Annotated in this window: 6 protein-coding genes; 3 read left to right on the plus strand and 3 right to left on the minus strand. The window is 71.2% G+C overall.

Translation table 11 applies throughout. The features are described from left to right. On the minus strand, positions 1-646 hold a 646-nt coding region (locus P409_RS26315), incomplete at its 3' end, for an ATP-binding cassette domain-containing protein (RefSeq protein ID WP_238578776.1). Positions 647-701: 55 nt separating this feature from the next. Continuing rightward, positions 702-1,769, minus strand: coding sequence for a LacI family DNA-binding transcriptional regulator (locus P409_RS26320; RefSeq protein ID WP_052121419.1), 1,068 nt, complete (start codon positions 1,767-1,769; stop codon positions 702-704). Positions 1,770-1,900: 131 nt separating this feature from the next. On the opposite strand from P409_RS26320, the gene P409_RS26325 reads away from it, so the two are divergent. Continuing rightward, positions 1,901-2,998 carry an MBL fold metallo-hydrolase gene (locus P409_RS26325; RefSeq protein WP_052121420.1) on the plus strand — a complete coding sequence of 366 codons (1,098 nt, stop codon included), beginning with the start codon at positions 1,901-1,903 and terminating at the stop codon, positions 2,996-2,998. A 155-nt stretch (positions 2,999-3,153) separates the two neighbouring features. Here P409_RS26325 and P409_RS40170 read toward each other — a convergent pair whose 3' ends face one another. Then, on the minus strand, positions 3,154-3,315 hold the full coding sequence (locus P409_RS40170) for a hypothetical protein (RefSeq protein WP_193366526.1): 162 nt from the start codon (positions 3,313-3,315) through the stop codon (positions 3,154-3,156). A gap of 68 nt (positions 3,316-3,383) precedes the next feature. Between P409_RS40170 and P409_RS26330 the strand changes: the two genes are divergently transcribed. Then, positions 3,384-3,965 (plus strand): histidine phosphatase family protein, encoded by a 582-nt coding sequence (locus tag P409_RS26330; protein ID WP_052121421.1) that lies wholly within the window; start codon positions 3,384-3,386, stop codon positions 3,963-3,965. A gap of 21 nt (positions 3,966-3,986) precedes the next feature. Continuing rightward, the gene (locus tag P409_RS26335) at positions 3,987-4,964 is read left to right on the plus strand and encodes an ABC transporter substrate-binding protein (protein WP_034845402.1); all 978 of its coding nucleotides are present in this window, start codon (positions 3,987-3,989) and stop codon (positions 4,962-4,964) included. Positions 4,965-5,124: the final 160 nt, after the last annotated feature.

Consider the following 5,124-nt stretch of genomic DNA (forward strand, 5'->3'; position numbering starts at 1 on the left):
CATCACCTCGTCCATCCGGTGCGAGATCGTAGACGACCGCGACGCCGTCGCGCGCCAGCTGCCGCACCACGCCGAACAGCGTGGCGCATTCCGCCTGCGACAGGGCGGAGGTCGGCTCGTCCATGATCAGGATGCGGGTGTCCAGCGACAGCGCCTTGGCGATCTCGACCAGCTGCTGCTCACCGACCCGCAGGCTGCCCACGCGGGCGTCGGGGTCGACGGCGATGCCGAGGCGGCGGATCAGCCGGGCCGCCGCGTCGCGCAGCGCCGGCCCGTCGACGAACATGCCGGCGCGCAGCGGCTCTCGGCCCAGGAAGATGTTCTCGGCCACGGTCATGCCCGGCACCAGGTTCAGCTCCTGGTGGATGATGCCGATGCCGGCCTCCTCGGCGTCGCGCACCCCGGCGAACTGACGCGGCACGCCGTCGACCAGGATGGTGCCGTCATAGTCGGCGTAGATGCCGGCCAGGATCTTCATCAGGGTCGACTTGCCGGCCCCGTTCTCGCCCATCAGGGCATGGATCTCGCCCGCGAACACGTCCAGGCCGACGCCGTGCAGCACCGTGACTCCGGCGAAGGCCTTGCCGATGCCCGTGGCGCGCAGCACCGGCGGCGCGGCGCTCCTCTCAGCGGCTGATCCCGACACCTCTCCTCCCTCTCTTGTCGCCGGCGGCGTCGTGGCGGCCGACCGGCCCGGCGGTTCAGGGCGGGGCCCCGTCCACCGTGTCCTTGAACGCTTTCATCCGGCGGCGCGCCTTGCCCGGCGGCGCGGCGGTCGTCTCGCGCGCGATCAGGGGCGCCGGCAGGCGAATATGCTCGGCCGGCCGGTCCGGCGCCTCGAAGGCGGCGGTCAGGATCCGCCAGGCATGGCCGGCCAGCGCCTCGGTCGGCTGGCGGATGGCGCTGACGAAGGGGCGCAGCACGGTCAGCCAGGCGAAATCGTCGAAGGCCAGCAGCGACAGGTCCTGCGGGATCGACATCCCGGCATCCTGCACCGCCCGCAGCACGCCCAGCGTGGCGACGTTGCTGCCGGTGAACACGGCGGTCGGCCGGTCGGCGGCGGTGAGGGCGGGCAGCACCCCGGCCCGCGTCTCCTCCTCGGTCATGCCCGGCAGCAGCACCCGGGCGCGCTGCTCCAGCCCGGCGGCGCGCATCGCCGCCAGGAAGCCCTCGACCCGCGCGGCGCTGTTCCACAGGCGGGTGGAGTTGATGACGAAGGCCAGGTCGCGATGGCCGAGGCCCAGCAGATGCTCGGTGCCGAGGCGTGTGGCGGCGGCGTTGTCGACCGCGACGGAGGGGAAGTGGTCATGGGCGGCGACGCGGTCCAGCACCACCACCGGGATGCGGTGGTGCCGCATCTCGCGCTCGGTCTCCGACCAGTCGCGGGTCGGCACGATGATCAGCCCGTCGACCCGCCGCGACAGCAGCGCCCGCACCCGCTCATGCTCCCGCTCCGGGTCCTCGCGCGAGGTGACGATGATCACCTCGTAGCTCTGCGACAGGGCGATGTTCTCGAGATGCTCGACCAGCTCGTTGAACACGATGTTCAGCACGTCGGGCACCACCAGGCCGATGGTGCGGGTGCGCTGGCGGCGCAGCCCCGCGGCCAGGCTGTTCGGCCGGAAGCCCAGCGCCTCCGCCGCTTCCAGCACCCTCTGGCGGCTCTCGGCCGCGACCCCGGCCTTGCCGTTGAACACGTTGGACGCCGTGCCGAGCGAGACCCCGGCGCGCGACGCCACCTCCCTGATCGTCGTCTTCCGCTGCGACATGGCTCCACTATGAAACGTTTCATTGCGGAGTCAAGACGCCGCCAATGCGCCCGACAGGGCACCCGTGCGGAGGATGAGGTGGCGTCCCGCGCCGTTCCCGTCTAGGCAGGAACCGCGATCTGGAGGATCCGATGACGGCGAGCGTGCGGGCGATCTCGGGGGTCGGGGGCAAGGGCCCCGCCTGCTTCCTGGTGCAGGCGGAGGGCTTCCGCCTGCTGCTCGATTGCGGCGCCGGGCCGGATGAGGGCATGCGGCCCGACCTGGCCGGCCTGGGCACGATCGACGCCATCCTGCTGAGCCACGCCCATCCCGACCATGTCGAGGCGCTGCCGGAGGCGGCGGAGCGGTTCGGCCCGGTGCCGGTCTATGCCACGCCGCCGGTTCTGCGGGCGCTGCCCGAAGGGGCGCCGCCCGACCGCCGGCCGCTGGCGCAGGGCCTGAACCGGCTGGCGGGCGACCTCGCCGTCACCTGCGGCCGCTCCGGCCACGCGCCGGGCGGGGTGTGGCTGCATCTCGCGATCGGAGGCGGGCTGTTCTATGCCGGCGACATGGGCTTCGACTCGGTGGTCTTTGCCGTGGATGCCGAGCCGCCGGCGGCGCGGGTCGCGATCCTCGACGCCTCGTATGGCGACGACGACACGCCGCATGAGGACCGCATCGCCGCCTTCGCCCCGATCTTCGCCGCCAAGCGGTCGCTGCTGCTGGCCCCGGCCGGCGGGCGGGGGCCGGAGATCGCGCTGGCCGCGGCGGCCGCGAACGGCCGCAAGCCGGCGGTGTGCGACGCCAACCGCGCGATGATCGACACCCTCATCGCCGACCCCGCCTGGCTGCGGCCCGGGGCGGCGACGATGCTCGATTCCCTGCGCAGCCGGATCGAGCCGATCGGGTCCCTCGAGCCGCCGCCGGAGCGGCCGATCATCGCCGCCAAGCCGAACGCCACCGGCGGCGCCGCCAGGCCGCTGCTGGAGGGCTGGGGGGCGGAGGACGGTCCGGTGGTCGCCACCGGCTACGTCGCCGCCGGCACTCCGGCGCGACGGGCGGTGGAGGAGGGACGGGCGATCGCGCTGCGCTGGCCGGTGCATCCGCGCCTGTCGCAGAACGCGGCACTGGCGCAGACGCTCGGCGCCGAGACGGTGATCCCGGCCTTCGGAGACGCGAAGCACCGCGACGCGTGGAGCAAGGCCTTCGCCCCTGCCCGCATCGCGCTGGATGAGATTGTTGAAATTTGACCTCATGCCAGTGGTCTTGAGATCCGCTCTTCGGCCCCAAGCCGTCATGGCGAGGCGCGCAGCGCCGTGGCCATCCAGGGGCCTGTGCGAGCGGCCCTGGATGGCCACGCCCCTTCGGGGCTCGCCATGACGGATCAATATTTCGAGCGCTGTTGTCAGGCCTCGACGAGGTTCAGGCGCTTGCGGATCTGCTCGATGTCACTCAGCAGCAAACCTAGCCTGGTCTTGACCTCGCGCAGATCGGTCTTCACCTCGCCGAGATCCGTCCGGATCGCGCGCAGATGCTCCAGCACCAGGTTGTCTGTCTTATCGTCCATCGTGCACCCGACTCCGCGCATGCGCTGACGTCCAATCGCATTCTATAACATAGGAACGATTTAGAGCGATGCAGCCCTTCCTGTTCCTGCGCCACGGCCAGAGCACCGCCAACCGCGACCGGGTGATCGCCGGCGGGGGCACCGACGCCGCACTGACCGATCTGGGCGAGGCCCAGGCGCGGGAGGCGGCGATCGCCCTGGCCGGCTCCGGCATCCGCCGGATCGTCGCCAGCCCGCAGCGCCGGGCGCTCCGCACCGCCGAGATCGTGGCCGAGGCGCTCAGCCTGCCGGTCGCGACCGATGCCGGGCTGGTCGAGCGCCGGTGGGGCGAATGGGAGGGCCGGCTGGTCGCCGACCGGTCGGACTATTTCATGATCCCGAAGGGTGGCGAGAGCTGGGAGGCCTTCCGCGACCGCGCCTGGGCCGCCTGCCAGTCGATCCTCGCCAGGCCCGAAGGGCTGCTGATCGTCGCCCATGCCGGCATCATGCGGGTGCTGCGCGACCGGCTGGGCCTGGGCTTCGAGGCCAGGGGCGTGGCCAATGCCCTGCCGATGCGCTTCACCCCGCCGGACAGCGAGGGGTTGCCTTGGACGCTGGAACCGGTCACGAAACTGCAACCGGAACCTGCTAGCACCCCGGTCATTGTCTAAAATCCTTGGGATCCGACGCCGATGCTGACCCGCCTTCTCCTCGCCGCCGCCTTCACCACCGTCTCGGCCGCGGCCTTTGCCGCGCCGGGATCGCTGATGGTCTACACCTCGACCCCGAACGAGGCGATGACGGCGCTGGTCGCCGAGTTCAACAAGGCGCATCCGGAGGTGAAGGTCGAGTTCTTCCGCTCCGGCACCACCGAGGTGCTGAACAAGCTGCAGGCGGAGTTCGCGGCCGGGTCGCCGCAGCCCGACGTGGTGTTCATCGCCGACGCGGTGGCGATGCAGCAGCTGAAGGATGACGGCCGGCTGATGGCCTACACCGACGCGCCGATCCAGGGCTTCCCCGACGGCTTCGCCGACCCGGACAAGACCTATTTCGGCACCAAGCTGATCCCGACCGGCATCGCCTGGAACACCAAGTCCGGCGCGCCGGCGCCCAAGTCCTGGGCCGACCTGCTGTCGGCCGCGGCCAAGGACCAGGTGATCATGGCCAGCCCGCTCTATTCCGGCGCCGCGGTGATCCATGTCGGCACGGTCGCGGCGCAGCCGGGCCTGGGCTGGGACTATCTCGACAAGCTGGCGGCGAACGGCGCGGTGGCCGGCCAAGGCAACGGCACGGTGATGGACGCGGTCGCCACCGGGCAGAAGAGCTACGGCATCATCGTCGACTTCATGGCGCTGAACGCCAAGGCCAAGGGGTCGCCGGTCGACTTCGTGTACCCCGCCGACGGCGTGTCGGTGGTGACCGAGCCGGTGGCGATCCTGAAGACGGCGGATGATGTCGCCGACGCCAAGACCTTCGTCGACTGGCTGCTGTCGGATGACGGCCAGGCCTACATGGCCAAGCAGGGCTACATCCCCGGCAAGCCCGGCGTCGCCCTGCCGCCCGGCCGCCCGGCGGCGTCGGCGCTGAAGCTGATGCCGGTCTCGGCCGAGACCCTGTCCAAGGGCGTCGACGAGAACAAGCGCAAGTTCTCCGACGCCTTCGGCGGGTGAGGACGCTCCGCTTCTCCGCCTTCCCTTCTTGTCATTGCCGGGCTTGACCCGGCAATCATCCCATCGCACCAAGGCGGTGATTTTTTGCCTCTCCCGCTTGCGGGAGAGGTCGGAGACGCGAAGCGGCTCCGGGTGAGGGGATTTTGTCGAGGCCGGGACC

The sequence above is a fragment of the Inquilinus limosus MP06 genome (genome assembly GCF_000767795.1).
In the GTDB taxonomy this organism is placed as follows: Bacteria; Pseudomonadota; Alphaproteobacteria; order DSM-16000; family Inquilinaceae; genus Inquilinus; species Inquilinus limosus_E.

Bases quoted from the DNA above. Each gene is read 5' to 3' on its own strand.
- P409_RS26320 (WP_052121419.1), bottom strand. From the start codon at position 1,769: ATGTCGCAGCGGAAGACGACGATCAGGGAGGTGGCGTCGCGCGCCGGG.
- P409_RS26325 (WP_052121420.1), top strand. From the start codon at position 1,901: ATGACGGCGAGCGTGCGGGCGATCTCGGGGGTCGGGGGCAAGGGCCCC.
- P409_RS40170 (WP_193366526.1), bottom strand. From the start codon at position 3,315: ATGGACGATAAGACAGACAACCTGGTGCTGGAGCATCTGCGCGCGATC.
- P409_RS26330 (WP_052121421.1), top strand. From the start codon at position 3,384: ATGCAGCCCTTCCTGTTCCTGCGCCACGGCCAGAGCACCGCCAACCGC.
- P409_RS26335 (WP_034845402.1), top strand. From the start codon at position 3,987: ATGCTGACCCGCCTTCTCCTCGCCGCCGCCTTCACCACCGTCTCGGCC.